Consider the following 16627-nt stretch of genomic DNA (forward strand, 5'->3'; position numbering starts at 1 on the left):
TTAAAGAAAAGGTGGGACCTAAATTCTAATATGAAAAGGATATTACATAAGATGGATGTTTAGTTATTAAATTTATATACAGAAAGAGGCATGCGCAATGAAATCAGATATTCAAATTGCACAAGAAGCACACGCATTACCCATTAACGAAATTGCTGCTAAGGTTGGCTTAAGCAGTACAGATATTGAGCCATATGGCAATGATAAGGCCAAGATCAATTGGCAGGCAATTAAAAAGACACTGGCGAACAAGCACCTTGGTAAACTGATTCTGGTTACTTCAATTTCTCCAACTCCAGCTGGAGAAGGTAAATCAACAATGACTATTGGTCTGGGAGATGCTATTAACAATCAATTACACCAGAAAACGATGATTGCCTTGCGCGAACCTTCAATGGGCCCAGTTTTTGGCTTAAAAGGCGGAGCAACTGGTGGTGGACAAGCCCAGGTAATTCCAATGGAAGACATTAACCTCCATTTTACGGGAGATATGCATGCCTTGACAGCTGCTATTGACACTTTGGCAGCCTTAGTAGACAACTACATTTATCAGGGAAATGAACTTGGACTAGATCCTGACCGGATTCTCTTGAAACGAGGAATTGACGTAAATGATCGCAGTTTAAGAAATATCACTGTAGGACAAGGTTCAAAGTTCAACGGAATTGAGCACAAATCCAGTTTTGCAATCACAGTTGCCAATGAACTAATGGCCATTTTGTGTTTGGCTACCGACATTAATGATTTAAAAAAGAGAATTGGTCTAATGCTCGTAGGCTACACTAAAAATGATAAGCCTGTGTATGTCAAGGATTTGGGATTTGAGGGTGCAATTGCAGCCTTGCTTTCTAACGCCTTAAAGCCAAATCTAGTGCAAACAATTGAACATACACCCGCTCTTGTACACGGTGGACCTTTTGCCAATATTGCCCATGGTGCCAATACCGTTATGGCAACTAATTTAGCATTGCATTTAAGTGATTATGTTTTAACTGAAGCAGGATTCGGCAGCGACTTAGGTGGTCAAAAATTCATGGACTTTGTATCTGAGCATTTGGATAAAAAGCCTGATGCCAGCGTGGTCGTGGCGACCGTACGTGCCTTAAAATATCAAGCAGAAGGTACTACTGAAAACTTAAGTAAAGAAAATCTGTCTGCTTTACGTAGCGGTTTTGCAAATCTTAAGAGACATATGAACAATATGCGTAATTATGGTATTCCTGTGATTGTTTTAATTAATCATTTTGCAACTGACAGCGAAAATGAACTTTCGCTTTTACAGCAATTGATTAAAGAAGAAGGAATTGATTCTGTTGTCGTTGATTATCATGAACAGGGCTCAAAGGGCGGAATAGAAGCTGCGAAAGCTGTCCTTGATTTAGCAAATTCAGCAGCAGGCAAGCTAGTACCCACTTATCAAAAAGATGATAAGGTAAAAACTAAAATTGCTAAAATAGCACAAAAAATTTATCATGCAGCTAAAGTAGAATATACTGAAAAAGCCGAAAATGATATTCATGAACTTGAGAAAATGGGGAAGGATAGGCTGCCAGTCATTATTGCCAAGACACAGTACTCATTTACTGATAATCAAAAACTATTAGGAGCACCAACAGATTTTACTTTGCATGTGAAGGGCGCCAGTCTGAAAAATGGAGCTGGATTTATTGTTATCACCACTGGACATGTTTTAGATATGCCAGGATTACCTAAACACCCAGCAGCATTAGATATTGACGTTGACAATAATGGTAAAATTAGTGGCTTATTTTAAAAAATATCGATGCAATTCTTATATTTAATTATTTCATTATTTATTGTACTTCTTGATCAAGGACTAAAGTTTTTTATTGCCGGTAATTACCAGCTGGGAGAAACGCAGCAGATTATTCCCCACGTTTTTTCATTTACTTATGTACAAAATGATGGAGCTGCTTGGAATATTTTGCCCGGTCAAATGGGACTTTTTTACCTGATTAGTATTATCGCTATCGTAATTTGTTTATATTACCTGTTACGAAACAATTTTCATAGTAAGCTTTTTGATTCTGGTGTAGCACTGGTTTTAGGCGGAATTATTGGCAATTTAATTGACCGTATTCATTTAAAGTATGTTATTGATATGATTCAAGTTGACTTTATTCACTTCAATATTTTTAATATTGCTGACTCTGCCATTACAATTGGCATAATATTGGTATTTATTTATCTACTCTTTTTTGACGAAAGCGAAAAAAACGATGTTAAATAAATACCAGCTTGTTATCCATGATGAAAAGGGCAGAATAGACAAAGTTCTGGCAAACGCAATTCCCTCTTTATCACGTTCGCGAATTCAGGAATTGCTCCATGATCAAAATATCCTGGTTAACCAAAAAATAGTTAAGTCGGCCTATAAGGTTCAAAAAAATGACTTAATTACAGTTATTGTTCCAAAATTAAAGCCACTGGCTTTAGTCCCAGAAGATATTCCATTAGACATAGTTTATGAAGATCAAGACGTTATAGTAGTTAACAAGCCACAGGGTATGGTAGTCCATCCAGCTGCTGGACACCCAGATCACACACTCGTTAATGCATTATTATTTCATACGAAAAATCTGGCTAAAAGTCCTGAAGGATTTCGTCCGGGCATTGTCCATCGCATTGACAAGGATACATCTGGTTTATTAATGGTGGCCAAAAATACTTTGGCGCGTGAAAGTTTAGAAGAACAATTGGCCACAAAAACTAATAAAAGACTGTATTTAGCAATAGTACACGGCAATTTTTCTGAAAAACAAGGAACAATAGAAGCTCCAATTGGACGCGATCATTATAATCGTAAAAAAATGGCTGTAGTAGCAAACGGCAAAGAAGCCATTACACATTTTACTGTTCTTGAACAATTTCAAAATTACAGTTTACTCAGATGTCAACTTGAAACAGGTCGAACTCATCAAATCAGGGTACACCTTGCTTATATTGGACATCCTGTTGCAGGGGACCCATTATACGGACCGCATCATACCTTAAAGGGAAATGGTCAATTTTTGCATGCTCAAGTATTAGGGTTCAGACAGCCAACAACTGGTAAATGGCTCGAATTTGCAGTAAAACCTCCACGAATTTTTTTGCAAAGACTGACTGAATTGAGAGAAAAAAGTGATTAAATGAAACGATATTTGATTCTGGAAAATGGTCAATCTTTTCCAGGAGAAGGATTAGGAGCTTCAATAATTTCTACCGGTGAGTTAGCAATTCAAACGGGTAATTTTGGTTATCAAGAAGCACTGACTGACCCAACCAATACAGGTAAAATTCTCGTATTTACTGCCCCAATGATTGGTGGCAACGGTATTAATGCTATTGACTATGAAAGCATTAATCCGACAGTAAAAGGAATAATCGCCAATGATGTTGCACAAAATATTTCCGAAAGTGGCAACTTTCAGGATTTAGCTTCTTTTTTAAAAGAAAAAAATATACCAGCAATTTTTAATGTCGATACCAGAGCCTTAGTTCATCTTTTGAATAAGGAGAAAACAATCAAAGCGTCGATTATGGACACAAATGATGAACACGCTTTTGACCAAATTAAAGCCTTGGTATTGCCCAAAAACAAATCTGCAGCTGTTTCTACTAAGAATGCCTATGCAGTACCTAATGTAGGGAAAACTGTAGCTATAATTGATCTTGGTTTAAAGCATTCCATGCTTAGAGAATTATCTTTAAGAAAGGTTAATGCTACAGTTTTACCATATAATGTTGCTGTGCCCGATATTGAAAATTTGCGACCGCAAGGAATTATCATCTCGGGAGGGCCTGGCAGGCCAAATGAATTGATGCCAGACCTAGAACCAATTCTCTCAGCATTTTATGGTCAAATTCCCATTTGGGGAATTGGCTTAGGGTTTTTAACATTAAGCGATTTTTTGAATTTTGAACTTGTCGACTTACCACAACCATATAATGGTATTAATTACCCTGTAATTGATCAAAATACAAACAAGATTTGGCAAGTAGCTATGAATATTGATCAACTGGTTCTGCCAAACAGCGTTCAATTCAAAATGGAAAGAGAATTTTACGATCTTCACAGTGAATTACTTGCCGGTTACAGCAATAAAACCAATAAGGTAATTGGTACAGCTTTCAATGCCGAAGGAGCACCAGGAAGTCTAGATGCTCTTCCCATTTTTGATAACTTTGTAAAGATGATGGTGTAAACATGCCTTTAGATAATGATTTAGATAAAGTATTAATCATCGGATCAGGTCCAACTTTAGTCGGTAAAGTATCCGAAACTGATTTATTAGTTGAAGACGCTATTAATGCACTTTTTGAAGAAGATATTCAAGTTGTTTTAGTCAATCCTAACCCTGCAACTATTTCTACTGATAAAAAGCCCGGCTTAACCGTATATCTTGAGCCAATGACCTTGGAATTTCTCAAAAGAATAATTCGCATGGAAGAACCAAATGCCATTATCTCTGCTTACGGCTCTACAACTGGTTTAAAAGTTACCCGGGAACTTGTTCAAGATGGTATTCTGAGTCAAATGGGAGTGCGCTTGTTAACTTTAAACAAACGCACTTTGGCAATTGACAATCATCAAAAAATGAACGCTTTTCTGACAGAAAATCAGATTGAGACCAGCAAATATTGGAATCTAACTGATTTCGATGCAATTAATTTGCAAAAACAATTGGAAGAGTCCGTTCACTTTCCTGTGATGCTTATCAAACAAAATGATTCAGCGCTTAACCAAAAAATTATTTTTAATAATATTACTGATCTAAACGAATATTTACAAAAAGAAAAACGACTGGAAAATTTTTCGTTTGGCGATTATCACTTAGCAGAAGACTTATCTTCTTGGGACGAAATAATTGCCAATATTATTCGTGATGGCTCAGGGAATACACTTTTTACTAATCTAGCAGATACTATTGAGTCTGTAGCTATTAATGCCGGTGATTCGGCGGCTGTAATGCCAGCCTTGACCCTTAACAATGACCAAGTACAAAGGATTCGGACAATTGCCAAAAAAATAGCAGATAGTCTGCAAATAGTAGGAATTCTTAATATACATTTCGCCGTTAAACACGAAGGTACTAAATTTGCTGTCAAAGTTTTATCGATAAAGTCCAGACTAACGCGTAGTGCTATTTGGTCTAAGAGGATAGGACTGTATAGTTTGGGTTATATTGTTTGTAAAATTGCACTCGGTTATCGTTTAGATGAAATTAAAGATCCGTTATCAGGACTTAATGCTGCAATCGAACCAACCTTAGACAAAGTAGCCATTAGGATGCCATTTTGGTCATTAACGCAATCTGGTAGCAATCATTACAAATTAGGCAGCAGAATGCAGGCGAGTGGAGAAGCTATTGGTTTAGGTACAAATTTTGAATCTGCTTTTTTAAAAGGTCTGGCTTCAACAGTAAATATAAAAATGTCACTAAGCGTTTTGCAGACTGAAAAAGCTAAGGATAAATCAGAAATTATTTCTGATCTAAAACAACCTGATGAGTTACATTTACTTAAGCTACTCGCTGCAATTGCAAAAGGTTTTAGTTATCAAGAATTACATGAAATTGTTCATATTCATCCAGTATATTTCCAAAAGCTGTTTCATATAGTTGAAATTGGTCATAAATTAGTAAATGAGCACTTAACCGATGAATTATTAATTGAAGCCAAAAAGAGGGGGTTTCGTAATCTTTTAATTGCTAACTTATCTATGATCAGTGTGGATGCAATTGAAAAAAGACTTGTAAAAATACATTTAAAACCCGCCTTCCAGCAAATTGATGGCACTGCGGGAACCATTAAGCCATTAGTTAAAGCATATTATGGTTCATTTGGAGTTCAAGACGAAAGCCGAGTTTTGCCTGCCTCTAAAAAGGTTTTAATAATTGGAATGCTGCCATCACAAGTGTCAGTTACGAGTGAATTCGACTACATGATAAGTCATGCAATTGATACTTTACATAATAATAATTATGACATTATTTTACTTTCAAATAACGATGAATCAGTTGCTATTAGCTACAAGAGAGTAGCTAAAGTTTATTTTGAGCCAATTACAGTTGAAAGTATTCTTCAAATTGCCAAGAAAGAAAAAATCAAAGATGTTTTAATACAGTTTTCTGGTAAAGAAATGAATGCTCTGCGTAAGAAACTTATCGAAAACGGTCTGAATATTTTAGGTAACAAGGATGTTAATCCTAAAGATCGCATAAAACAGGCGTTAAATAAACCAGTAAAAAATTTAAGTCAAAACAAACTCTTAACGACTGTTAATAAAAGTGCTGCTCAGAAGTTCATTAAAGAACACGGATTTCCAATTTTAATTGGTGGTTTTAATAATTTGGGAGTAAAGCAAAAATCGGCTGTCGTTTATGATTTACCAGCCTTAAAAAAATATTTAAAAGAAAATCAGCTTTCTAAGGTAAGCTTATCTCATTTTATTGAGGGAAATAAATATGAGATAACTGCCATTTCAGATGGAAAAAATGTAACCCTTCCAGGTATCATTGAGCACTTGGAACAAACAGGTTCACATGCGTCAGATTCAATAGCTGTTTTTAAACCACAAAACTTATCCAAAACGGCCAAGAAATTATTAACTGAATTTACTACTGCACTAGTTAAGCGTATCAATATGCGTGGTATTTTTACTTTACATTTCTTAATTGTTGATAAGAAAGTATATTTATTACAAATTAAGCCTTATGCCGGCCATAATATTGCTTTTCTTTCCAAGGCTCTTGGTAAGGATATTACCAAATGTGCGACAGAAGTTTTAATCGGAAAGTCTTTACCTGAATTAGGATACAAAAGTGGATTATGGCGTTCAAATAGCTTTATATTTGTTAAAATGCCAGTCTTTTCTTATATTAATTATCAAAGCGAAAATACGTTCGTTTCTAAAATGAAGTCTTCTGGTTCTGTTATGGGCAGGGATACGGAACTCGCAAAGGCCTTATACAAAGGGTATGAAGCTAGTGGTTTAAAAATACCAAATTATGGAATAATTTTTATATCTGTGCGCGACGAAGATAAGAAAAAAGTTACAGAATTGGCTCAAAGATTTTATCGGTTAGGCTTTAAAATAATTGCAACCGAGGGCACGGCTAATGAACTGGCAGAAGCCGGTATTACAACTGGAATAGTGTCAAAAATTAGTTATGGCTCTCGCAGCTTATTAGACAAGATTCGCCAGCATAAGATTGATATGGTAATAAATATTACAAATTTATCTGATTCCGCTAGTGATGATGCAACTAGAATACGCGATGAGGCTTTGAATCAGAACATACCAGTGTTTTCAAGTATCGAAACTACTGAACTTATTTTAAGTGTTTTAGAGTCTTTATCATTAACCACTCAGCCGATTTAAAAAGCGAGGATGATTTCTTCATCCTCGTTTTCTAATTTATTCTCTTCGATAATACCCTGGTTTTTTCAGGGGTTACTTCAATTGAATTTTGACCAGTATAAATTACAAAGCCTGGTTTTGCTCCATTTGGTTTTTTGACACGTTTATCTTGAACATAATCGACTTGTACGTGCGCAGAATTTTTAGCTTTAGAGAAATATGCGGCAATTTCAGCTGTTTCTCGAATGTCCTCATCTGTCGCCTCAGCTGATTGCAAAATCACGTGTGAGCCCGGAATATTTTTAACATGAAACCAAATATCAGTTTTATTGGCCTTTTTTAAAGTTAGCCAGTCATTTTGCAAATTATTCTTGCCAACTAAAACAGTTTTACCCGAAGATATACGAAATTTATTCAGATTTTTTTCGGTAATTTTCTTTTTCCGTTTTGGTTTTTGGGGCTTCTTCAAATATCCCTGGTTCATTAACTCTTCAGTAATTTGATCGATATCTTGCGGCTCAGCATTATCAATTGCGGTTTGAACAGAATCAAAATAATCTAAGTTATCCTGAGCAATAGATATTTGCTCTTTAACGTGTTTAATAGAATCACGTAATTTTTTATATTTAGTGAAATATTTCTGCGCATTACGGGCCGGAGAAAGGGCAACATCAAGTTTAATTTTTAGTGGGCGATTATTATCATAATAATTTGGCAAAGAAACCTCTGCCATCCCTGGCTTAACTTGCGATAAATTTGCGTTAAGTATTTCTCCTTGTATCCTGTATCCTTCAGAATTTTCTGCCTGTTCAAGCTGCTTTTTGAGCTTAACAATTTTTTTGGTTAATTTTTTGTACTCATTTTTGATTAGTCGCTCAATTTGAGCTGACTTTTGCCGCACCCAATCTTGATTTGACTGATACTCGTAAAACTCATCTAAAGCATGATTAATATCCGGATCAGCACTTTCTTTTGTCAGGTTAAGATGGTAGGGTAGATAGGGAAAAATCTTACGTTTATTTTTTGGCGTTTTTAATATAAAAGCGCCTTTTTTATTAAACTGATCCATAAAAGTTTTAAAGGACGAATAAGAAAAATCATCTTCCAAATAACCAGTGAGCTCCTGACGATCGTCACGATCCAGGCCACCAATTTGACTGGCAAAATCTACTGGATCAGAATGCATAGTTTTTTCTCTAAAATCTTTTTCTGTTACTTCAAAGCCGTTTATTCCAGATATTAAGGGCGGTAATTCATATTTTGCTTTAGGTAAAAGCAGCCGCACTCTGTTTTCATCTGGATTAATCCGTTTAAGCAAATCGATTATATGTCCACTTTTTTGATCATAAAGTATGACATTACTATGTCGTCCCATTAATTCTAAAGATAAAACTAACTGAACTTGATCTCCCAGCTCATTACGATTACTAAAATTAAAATTTACTATACGGTCCACACCCAGCTGTTCAATTGATTGCAATACTGAGCCTTCCAAATATTTGCGCAGTACCATGACAAAAGTAGGAGCCTTATCAGGATTGGCAATAGTCTGGCTAGTTATGTAAAACCGAGGGTATTGCGCATTTGCCGATAGTAACAACTGAATATTTTTGCGCTCTTTTCTAAAAGTTAATACTAAATCTTGTTCAAATGGTTGGTATATTTTTGAAAGCCGACCATTGATTATTTTTGGCTTAACACTATTTAAAAGACTATGTATGAATAAGCCGTCAAAAGCCATAATTATCACCTCAAAACACGCTTACTATTATATCAATTATTAAACAATTTGTATTCGCTTTAGGCAGATTTTATGATTAAATCTTAAAAAAGAGTACTACTAATCATATATTAATTATAAATTTACTTATTAAAGAAGCTATTGCAAAAAACTGATATACTGGTAATATAGATTTAAAGTTATCAATATAAATATTTATAAGCAAAAAATAATAGTAAATAATATTACTATACAGGTAACCCAATTGTTTCACAAAGTAATTTTCTTTGTGAAAACATATGGACTTTTTAAAAACATGCTTATAAGTTATTTTGGTTTTTATCAGAAAAGGTAGTTAAATGGATGTTTTATCTTTTAGCACAATTGCGGGAAATATAAAAAACGAAATAAATAGAAAATGTGGCTTAAATTTATCACAAACTAGAATTTTGCTATATTTCGATCAAAATAACAATACAGCTTTAAAAATGGGAGATTTAGCTGACAATTTAAAAATTTCGTTATCTACATTGAGTAGACAATTACAGCAGAAGAAAACAGTTAGTTTTATTACAGTTAAAAGATCTGAGAAAGATTCAAGCAAAATTGTTTTGTTAAATGAAACAGGACTTCAAAAAATTATCCAATTAAAACAAGTATTAAATGAGATAGAAGAATCCTTGTTGCAAGGTCTTAGCAAGCAAGAAGTAGCAACTTTTAACCACATCTTCAGTGAGTTATTACAAAGAAGCGAAAAATAATTTGTTCTACTAGTTGATGGTCGAAACACTTATTTTTTTATGCTATAATTCTCGTATGTTGTACAGACAAAAGCGAAAGGTAAGTTAGATGAAGATTGCTTTAGTTACTGATAGTACTAGCGCCATAACAAAACAAGAGGCGGAAAAAAACAATATTATTGTTATATCTATTCCCATAATCATAGGTCAAAAAGAGTACTTAGAAAATGTTGATATTACTTCTGATCAGCTTTTTAAAATGCAAAGAGAGGGAGCTGATTTTCCTAAGACTTCTCAACCAAGTAGTGGTGATTTAATTCGTCTTTTTGATCGCTTACATGACGAAGGGTATGAAGCTATTATCGCAATTACACTTTCAAGCGGAATTTCAGGTTTTTATCAGACACTTTGTAATATATCGGAAAACAATCCCAAATATAATCTACATGCTATAGATTCAAGGATGACAGTTCGTCTGCAGGGAAATTTGGTTTTAGCTGCAGCCAGAATGATAAAGAATGGTCTTGACCTTGATACCATTCTGGCAAAATTAGATAAAATCAAATCAACCATAGATGAGATTTTTGTCGTCAACGATTTAAAAAATCTGAGTCGTGGTGGTCGTTTGAGCAATGCCACTGCTTTTATTGGATCCATGCTGAACATCAAGCCACTGCTTACTTTTAAAGATGGCGATATTGTGGCATTTGATAAGATTCGATCAATGAAACGGGCTTTTATCAAAATTAAAAGTTTAACAGTGGAAAAGATTGATAAGTTGCCTTATAAAGACAAAATTAAACTTTTTATCATTGATTCTAATGATAAAAGTCAAGTTGAAGAAGCAGAGGACTTTTTAAAGGAAAAGTTTCCTAAACAAAATATTTCTGTAACGAAGTTTAGTCCCGTTATTGCGACACATTTGGGAGAAAAATCTTTTGCTATTGGCTGGATGATAGATATTGATAAAATTGATTTAACAAAGTAAGGGCAACCTTTGAAAGGTTGCTCTTTTGCTAAGAAATTGGGGCTTTTTATGAAAAAATTAGACCAACTTTCAAGGTGGGCAATAGAACTACAAAGTATTGCTCAAGATGGCATTGAATACGGCCACGATCGTTTTGATAGAGAAAGATACCAGCAGATAAGAGAAATTGCCACAAAGATGATGGCTGCTAAAACTGGTGAGCCGATTGATGTGATTAAGGGGTTATTTAGTAGTGATGACGGTTATCAGACACCTAAAGTATCTACCAGAGCAGCAATTTTTAATAACCAAAAAATTTTGCTGGTGAAAGAGTCTACCGACAATTTATGGTCAATGCCAGGCGGGTGGTGTGAACCAAATATGACGGTTAAAGCAAATTGTATAAAGGAGGCAGAAGAGGAGTCTGGTCATAAGATCGCGGTTGAGCAAATTATTGCCGTAAATAACCATTCAACTAACATTTATGATAATAAACGAGTTGAACGCGCTATTAATGTATGCAATGTTATTTTTCTCTGCAGAGATTTAGGAGGAAAGTTTGTCAATAATACTGAAACTGAAAAATGCTCGTTCTTTGACTTTGATAATCTGCCAGCTTTGTCAGTACCACGAAACTCTTTAGCAGAAATAAAAATGTGCTTTGAGGCTAATCAAAGTTCAAATTGGCAGACAAGATTCGAATAACCAAAAAAGCAAGCACTATTATGCTTGCTTTTTACTATTGTTTTTATCAGCTTCAGTAATCTCATTCAAGGCAGCTCTTTGCTTTTTTTGATCGACGTGAGTATATAAATCAGTTGCTGAAGTTCCTTTTTGTCCCAGCTGCTGGGCAACCAAAACCTGGTCTTTAGTCACATCATATAATTCAGAAGCCACAGTATGGCGCAGTTTATGAGGGGTTAGTGGATGTCCAAAGGCAGCTGAATATTTATTAACCATCTTTTCAATTGCACTGGCAGTAATTCTTCTTGTTTTATTGTGCCACCGTGTAAGAAAAAATGCTGCATCTTTTTTTGAGGCTGAATAGCGTTCCTGGCGAATCTTTTTATATTCTTTGATATAAATTATTGTCCATTCGGCAATTGGAACGCTGTCTCTTTGACCACCTTTACGTGTTACGTCCAACGTAGCCTTTCTAAAATTAATGTCAGAAACATCAATTCCTGCACATTCTGAGACCCTTATCCCTGTTCCCAAAATTAATGCAATAATTGCCATATCACGTTCTTTATTAACTTTAAAACCCGGTAGAGCATGTTTATTGCATTGAAGTTCGTATTTAGTAGCAATAAAGTCTAGAAACTGATATTTTAATTTGCCGGTATACATGTGTGATTCTAGGACATGTGCACGGTAGTTCAGCGTTTCTGTATTATTGAGGGAATCAATTTTAAGCATTACATTTCGTTCAAAATATGGCTGACCATTAATATTATCAGCGGTTATGGTTAAAAACTTAAACAACGACCTTAACGCATTTATGGAACGATTGATAGTAGTGGGGGAGTTAAGATTACCCTGCTTATTTTTGACGTGACCCAAATAGTTAATATAAAGCATAATGTCATTGCGCTGCAGTTTGGCCAAAGTTTCGGTTTCAATTTTTTGATTATTTTTAGCCTGTGAAATGCCTTCTTGGCGCAGCCAGTCAAAGAAACGTCTGATTTCTGTTAAATATTGATAGGATGTAGCTAAAGAATGACTGGTACCAAAGTTATAATCTTTGACAAAATCCGGCATTTTTTTCAATTCATCATCGATTAGATCTAAGTATCTTTTTGTTTCCACGTAGCAAAATTCTCCTGACTGAAATAATTATGTATTCTATTATAAAGCAAAATCAGAATGTATGTTTGTCTTTTTTATTCTTGGTTACCTTAAAGAAAGGGGAAAAATCAAACAGATAGTCGCTCAAGTACATTTATCGCACAGATTATTGAACTGCGATTTAATTTGCTAGAAATTAAGAGGGTGATTTGATAAATATTATTTAGTAGTTTAAGCCTGATAATTAATTGCTAAAAATAAAATAGAGTGTTCAGATCAAAATTATAGAGCATTAGGAGAGAGAAAACCATGTAGTTGGAGCTAGCTGCAGCGTACCTTAAAAGAGGGGAAACAGCTTTATTTTTAAGCTATACATTAACATATTTAAAGCAACAATTTAAAATATCTCGTTTAAAAACTTACGCGCTAATTGCTAACTTTGTGTGAGCCATAGAGTCTGATATAAAGAAAATTTTGACTGCAATACTTCCTTTATTTGCTTTCATTAAAACTATAATTTTAATGAAAGCAATAAAATAAATGTAACACCAAATTACTATTTCCAGTAAATCGCACACTTTCTTTATACCAATTAAAAAGATACTAAACTTACCACTTACATTAACGATTCACACTTATGATGATTTGCCACTTAATACATAAACTTTTACGATTTAGAACTAGTTGTTTCTATATTAAATTTTGTGAATTCAAAGATGGAAATCTGTCTATGTAAGAAAAATTTAAATTACTACTGAGATAATTAATTGCTATTAAATGATCAGTTAAGCGGTTTTTGAATTTTAAAAGACTCTAAATACTTGTGTCAACATAAATATTTTAACCAATGTATTTTGTTGATTAACCCTCTATCCTGAATTTTTAATATAACTTTACATAATATATATTATACGAAGCTGTATTTTACTACTGCAATATGCTGAAATATATTAAACCTAAATCACCCGCTTGAACTCAAGCAAAAATTACTTGATATTCAAAAGTTGCTAAAAGTTTTCTGATAAAGACTAACAGTGTATTTTTATGATTTAGATAAAAATTTCAGTTTTAATTTTAATTTACAATATAAGAATTATGCGAACAGATATAAAATACTACCCTAAAATATAGTTAAACTATACGTCATTAATTTCTATATTCAAAATAACTAGCATAAATATGGAAAAATATAAATAAAATCGCTTTCTAGGTTTTATAAATATATAAACCCAATTAGTTGTTCTCTTTTTTAAACAAGCGCCTTTCTACTCGCAGACCTGGCAAGCGAAAGCAGTCTTTGATATAATATTTGCCACTCTTTCCTTTTTCACTTTAAGGTTATTAATTGGTGCTTTTTTATTTTATTTTCTCAAAAAATAGCTTACAATACTATGTGGGGTATAGTTTAAAACATTTAGTTTGAGTTTAATTTTGCTAAAAGCAAGTGTTTTATTCATTATTTTTTTATTTTAATGTTTAATTCTATAATTAATCTGTTATTATAGAATATGGATTTATTTTTTTGAAAGGGTTGAATTTATTCCATGAGTATAAATTTAGGAAAAGAAATATGTCGCAGGCGACGTGAACAGAAATTAACCCAGGAGGATCTCGCTGAATTAAGCGATTTATCGGTCAATTTTATTTCCCGTCTTGAGCGTACCAAAAATCAGAATATTAGTATTCAAAAGCTTGACTCCATTGCCAGAGCCTTAAATACAACTACACCAGATATTATTATGAATGCCTATCGCTTTAAAGAAGTTAAAGTTGAAAATCATCAAGATAATACTCCAGTATTTATTAAGAAGGTTCTTAATGAACTTAGAAAAATGTCACCTGACAAAGCTGAAAGAGTATGCAAATCATTCATCATTTTGGCTAAGGAAATTAACAAAGATTAAAAAAACACGAAATAGAGAAAATCTATTTCGTGTTTTTTAAATTACTTAAAAGCTTCAGTTAACGGTGGCACAACCTGTTTCTTTCTTGAAACAACACCTGGCAAGCTAATTTCAGAATCCTTAACCTCACCAAATGCCTTTTCAAATGAAGCCAAAGCCTCATCTGAACCTATAACTAATGCAGTTGAATCTGAGTCAAGTACATTAGTTATAAGCAGCATGAATAAATCGTAGCCTTCAGACTTGGCTGAATCGCTCATTGTCTTTAAGAAAGCCTCTTTACGTTCCAAAGCTTCTGGTAAGTCAACTACATTGATTTGAGCAACCCGAACGTTCTTACCGTTCAAATCAAATGATTTAGCATCTAAATCAATTAATTCTTCTTCCGATTTACTTGCTATATTAGTACCAGCCTTCAATTCTTCCAAACCATATTTTTGGTAATCCACATTAGCAATTTCTGCAAGTTCTTGAACGGCCTTTTTATCTCTCTCAGTAGTAGTGGGTGATTTTAGCAATAATGTGTCTGATATTATTGCAGAGAGCATAATTCCAGCAATATTTTGGGGAATTTCCACCTTAAAATGCTTGTACAGTCCAAACATAATCGTACTGGTGCAACCTACAGGTTCTGCAAGATAAAACAGAGGCATACTTGTATTAAAATTCATAATTCTATGATGGTCAACCACATGAGTTACAGTTACTTTATCAATATCGGAAACGCTTTGCTGCGGTTCATTATGATCGACTAGCATTACCTTCTGCACTTCATTAGCAGCTGTTTTAATAACCCTTGGTGCTTCAAAACCAAATTTCTTTAACGCAAAGGCTGTCTCATCGTTAGGCTCACCTAAAGCAACCGCTTCTGTATTATAGCCTAATTTATTTTGCAAATATGAATAAGCAATTGCAGTTCCTATGGCATCTGTATCTGGATTTTGATGGCCAAAAACTAATTCTTTTTCCATTTAACTTTCCCCTGTTTCTTTTAAATTTTTTACTTATCTTCTAGTTTACCTAATAAAACCTTTTCTTCCCAGTAAAATGTAAATTTTAGTTTAAATAATTTATTATGTCTTAGCACATGTATGAAGAATTATGCTTGCAAAAACTTTTTAAATTCGGCTAAAAAGTTTTCAATCCGAGGAACTTCTTTCTTGCCCTTGCGATAAATAATTGAGGTTGTAAATTTGGGAACACCTTTTAAAAATACTGGTGTTAAATCAATTTCGTCTTGGTGGAGCTGATAATATGATTCACCTACAACTGTCTCATAATCAGTTTCCTGCGCTGTATCAACCATTTGCTTGGTTGAAGTAAAGGTTAAAGGAACATTTAACCCGTTTTTAGCATTTAATTTAGAGCCTAATTTATCTTTTAACAATTGAGTTAAGTAAAAACTATCCGGATAAAGTACCCAATTTTTTCCTAAGAATTTGGAAACTGGGTATGCCTTTTTTGCCTTAAATTTAGAATTGTGTGTCAAAATTGTCAATCTCTCTTGTGTGACTTTCATTTGTTCATACTGATTCTGAATATTGGATTGACTTTTCTTAGCAGTTTCAGGAACATAAAGCAACCCTAAATCAATTAAATTATTATCAAGATTATACCAAAGATCTTTCCGGTTAAAATAAGAGACACTAATAGTTATATTCGGAAACTTTTGGTTAAACTCAATCAAAAACCGTCTGAGAAGATCAGAATCAACACTTTCTAAAACACCGATTGCAATATTACCCTTATCAGCCTGAGTAAATTCTTGAATATCACTAACCACAGAATTAATGGTTCCAAGCAATTGAATCGCTCCAGTTTGCAATTGCTTACCCGCTTCCGTTAGGTAAAGCTTTTTGCCCATCTGCCCAAATAACGGTGTTCCAATTGCATGCTCGATTTTCTTAATTTGTTGAGTTAAAGCCGGTTGAGTAATGCCCAGGATCTGGGCTGCCTGGGTATAATTCATAGTATCAATTAATTGCAAAAAATAATGTAAGGACTTGGTTGAGAGTATTGTATCTGTTTTAGGCATAAAATTATTCCTTCTATCTTAACAAGAATATGGCTCTATATATATGCTATTATCAATCAAAAACCCCTTTGTGTCAAAGTATTATTGTAATTCAATAAAGCACTTTC

Annotated in this window: 13 protein-coding genes; 9 read left to right on the forward strand and 4 right to left on the reverse strand. The window is 33.9% G+C overall.

Annotated elements, in window-relative coordinates; all coding sequences use genetic code 11:
* Positions 1 to 97: 97 nt before the first annotated feature.
* Genes ACFQ32_RS01960 through ACFQ32_RS01980 form a run of 5 tightly spaced genes read left to right on the forward strand, consistent with a single transcriptional unit; the run spans position 98 to position 7387 of the window.
* Positions 98 to 1774 carry a formate--tetrahydrofolate ligase gene (locus tag ACFQ32_RS01960; protein ID WP_046324829.1) on the forward strand — a complete coding sequence of 559 codons (1677 nt, stop codon included), beginning with the start codon at positions 98 to 100 and terminating at the stop codon, positions 1772 to 1774.
* Between the two features lie 9 nt (positions 1775 to 1783).
* Positions 1784 to 2251 carry a signal peptidase II gene (gene lspA / locus ACFQ32_RS01965; RefSeq protein ID WP_046324828.1) on the forward strand — a complete coding sequence of 156 codons (468 nt, stop codon included), beginning with the start codon at positions 1784 to 1786 and terminating at the stop codon, positions 2249 to 2251.
* Complete coding sequence (locus ACFQ32_RS01970; protein ID WP_046324827.1) at positions 2241 to 3152, forward strand: RluA family pseudouridine synthase; 912 nt, start codon at positions 2241 to 2243, stop codon at positions 3150 to 3152. The genes lspA and ACFQ32_RS01970 overlap by 11 nt, the downstream gene beginning before the upstream one ends.
* On the forward strand, positions 3153 to 4208 hold the full coding sequence (locus ACFQ32_RS01975) for a carbamoyl phosphate synthase small subunit (protein ID WP_046324826.1): 1056 nt from the start codon (positions 3153 to 3155) through the stop codon (positions 4206 to 4208).
* 2 nt (positions 4209 to 4210) lie between these two features.
* A complete protein-coding gene (locus ACFQ32_RS01980; protein WP_379906815.1) occupies positions 4211 to 7387 on the forward strand; it encodes a carbamoyl phosphate synthase large subunit in 3177 nt (1058 codons plus the stop codon).
* A 31-nt stretch (positions 7388 to 7418) separates the two neighbouring features.
* Here ACFQ32_RS01980 and ACFQ32_RS01985 read toward each other — a convergent pair whose 3' ends face one another.
* Positions 7419 to 9107 (reverse strand): Rqc2 family fibronectin-binding protein, encoded by a 1689-nt coding sequence (locus ACFQ32_RS01985; protein WP_046324824.1) that lies wholly within the window; start codon positions 9105 to 9107, stop codon positions 7419 to 7421.
* A 338-nt stretch (positions 9108 to 9445) separates the two neighbouring features.
* Between ACFQ32_RS01985 and ACFQ32_RS01990 the strand changes: the two genes are divergently transcribed.
* The 3 genes from ACFQ32_RS01990 to ACFQ32_RS02000 all read left to right on the forward strand — a co-directional run bounded on the left by ACFQ32_RS01990 (position 9446) and on the right by ACFQ32_RS02000 (position 11498).
* Complete coding sequence (locus ACFQ32_RS01990; RefSeq protein ID WP_046324823.1) at positions 9446 to 9847, forward strand: MarR family winged helix-turn-helix transcriptional regulator; 402 nt, start codon at positions 9446 to 9448, stop codon at positions 9845 to 9847.
* A gap of 88 nt (positions 9848 to 9935) precedes the next feature.
* Complete coding sequence (locus ACFQ32_RS01995; protein WP_046324822.1) at positions 9936 to 10814, forward strand: DegV family protein; 879 nt, start codon at positions 9936 to 9938, stop codon at positions 10812 to 10814.
* A gap of 48 nt (positions 10815 to 10862) precedes the next feature.
* Positions 10863 to 11498, forward strand: a complete 636-nt coding sequence (locus ACFQ32_RS02000; protein ID WP_046324821.1) for an NUDIX hydrolase — start codon at positions 10863 to 10865, stop codon at positions 11496 to 11498.
* An 18-nt stretch (positions 11499 to 11516) separates the two neighbouring features.
* Here the strand turns inward: ACFQ32_RS02000 and xerS are convergent, their stop codons facing one another.
* The gene (gene xerS, locus ACFQ32_RS02005; RefSeq protein ID WP_046324820.1) at positions 11517 to 12602 is read right to left on the reverse strand and encodes a tyrosine recombinase XerS; all 1086 of its coding nucleotides are present in this window, start codon (positions 12600 to 12602) and stop codon (positions 11517 to 11519) included.
* Between the two features lie 1523 nt (positions 12603 to 14125).
* Between xerS and ACFQ32_RS02010 the strand changes: the two genes are divergently transcribed.
* Entirely contained in the window at positions 14126 to 14485 is a 360-nt protein-coding gene (locus ACFQ32_RS02010; RefSeq protein WP_034979176.1) for a helix-turn-helix domain-containing protein, read from the forward strand.
* A gap of 41 nt (positions 14486 to 14526) precedes the next feature.
* Here the strand turns inward: ACFQ32_RS02010 and ACFQ32_RS02015 are convergent, their stop codons facing one another.
* Together ACFQ32_RS02015 and ACFQ32_RS02020 are read right to left on the reverse strand one after the other, a co-directional pair.
* Positions 14527 to 15456: a manganese-dependent inorganic pyrophosphatase gene (locus ACFQ32_RS02015; protein ID WP_046324819.1), complete on the reverse strand. Its 930-nt coding sequence runs from the start codon at positions 15454 to 15456 to the stop codon at positions 14527 to 14529.
* A 128-nt stretch (positions 15457 to 15584) separates the two neighbouring features.
* The gene (locus ACFQ32_RS02020) at positions 15585 to 16520 is read right to left on the reverse strand and encodes a LysR family transcriptional regulator (protein ID WP_046324818.1); all 936 of its coding nucleotides are present in this window, start codon (positions 16518 to 16520) and stop codon (positions 15585 to 15587) included.
* Positions 16521 to 16627 lie beyond the last annotated feature (107 nt).

The organism is Lactobacillus melliventris, from assembly GCF_042679465.1.
Classification (GTDB): Bacteria; Bacillota; Bacilli; order Lactobacillales; family Lactobacillaceae; genus Lactobacillus; species Lactobacillus melliventris.